Origin of the sequence: Duganella violaceipulchra (assembly GCF_019166075.1) — a bacterium.
Lineage (GTDB): Bacteria > Pseudomonadota > Gammaproteobacteria > Burkholderiales > Burkholderiaceae_D > Rugamonas > Rugamonas violaceipulchra.
This window is the reverse complement of the sequence record NZ_JAHTGR010000071.1, coordinates 1-1,514: the sequence shown is the minus strand read 5'-3', so window position 1 is coordinate 1,514 and position 1,514 is coordinate 1. Positions and strand designations below refer to the sequence as shown.

Annotated in this window: 1 rRNA gene; it reads left to right on the top strand. The window is 51.3% G+C overall.

Features of this window, described 5'->3' with window-relative positions:
* Positions 1-1,514: ribosomal RNA gene (locus tag KVP70_RS32990) — 23S ribosomal RNA — on the top strand; the annotation flags it as partial.

The following is a 1,514-nucleotide window of genomic DNA, read 5'->3' as shown; positions in this document are numbered from 1 at the left end:
GAAATGCGATGTGTGGAACTAAGCGTGCGACAAGTAGGGCGGGACACGAGAAATCCTGTCTGAATATGGGGGGACCATCCTCCAAGGCTAAATACTCGTAATCGACCGATAGTGAACCAGTACCGTGAGGGAAAGGCGAAAAGAACCCCGGGAGGGGAGTGAAATAGATCCTGAAACCGTGTGCATACAAACAGTAGGAGCGGACTTGTTCCGTGACTGCGTACCTTTTGTATAATGGGTCAGCGACTTACATTCAGTGGCAAGGTTAACCATATAGGGAAGCCGTAGAGAAATCGAGTCCGAATAGGGCGATAGTCGCTGGGTGTAGACCCGAAACCAAGTGATCTACTCATGGCCAGGATGAAGGTGCGGTAACACGCACTGGAGGTCCGAACCCACTAATGTTGAAAAATTAGGGGATGAGCTGTGGGTAGGGGTGAAAGGCTAAACAAACTTGGAAATAGCTGGTTCTCTCCGAAAACTATTTAGGTAGTGCCTCAAGTATCACCATCGGGGGTAGAGCACTGTTATGGCTAGGGGGTCATCGCGACTTACCAAACCATTGCAAACTCCGAATACCGATGAGTGCGAGCTTGGGAGACAGACGTCGGGTGCTAACGTCCGGCGTCAAGAGGGAAACAACCCAGACCGCCAGCTAAGGTCCCAAAGATTGGCTAAGTGGAAAACGAAGTGGGAAGGCTAAAACAGTCAGGATGTTGGCTTAGAAGCAGCCATCATTTAAAGAAAGCGTAATAGCTCACTGATCGAGTCGTCCTGCGCGGAAGATGTAACGGGGCTAAGCCAGTCACCGAAGCTGCGGATATGCGTAAGCATATGGTAGGAGAGCGTTCTGTAAGCCTGCGAAGGTGTCTTGTAAAGGATGCTGGAGGTATCAGAAGTGCGAATGCTGACATGAGTAGCGATAATGGGGGTGAAAAGCCCCCACGCCGTAAGCCCAAGGTTTCCTGTTCAACGTTCATCGGAGCAGGGTGAGTCGGCCCCTAAGGCGAGGCAGAGATGCGTAGCTGATGGGAAGCAGGTTAATATTCCTGCACCGTCGTATGATGCGATGGGGGGACGGATCGCGGAAGGTTGTCTGCCTGTTGGAATAGGCAGTTTCTGGTTCATAGAAGGCGCTTAGGCAAATCCGGGCGCAGGATTCAAGGGACTGGGACGAGGCATTTAGGTGCTGAAGCAATCGGAAGTGGTTCCAAGAAAAGCCTCTAAGCTTCAGTCATACGAGACCGTACCGCAAACCGACACAGGTGGGCGAGATGAGTATTCTAAGGCGCTTGAGAGAACTCGGGAGAAGGAACTCGGCAAATTGGTACCGTAACTTCGGGAAAAGGTACGCCCTTGTAGCTTGGCTGATTTACTTCAGTAGGGTGAACGGGTTGCAATAAACTGGTGGCTGCGACTGTTTAATAAAAACACAGCACTCTGCAAACACGAAAGTGGACGTATAGGGTGTGACGCCTGCCCGGTGCTGGAAGATTAAATGATGGGGTGCAAGC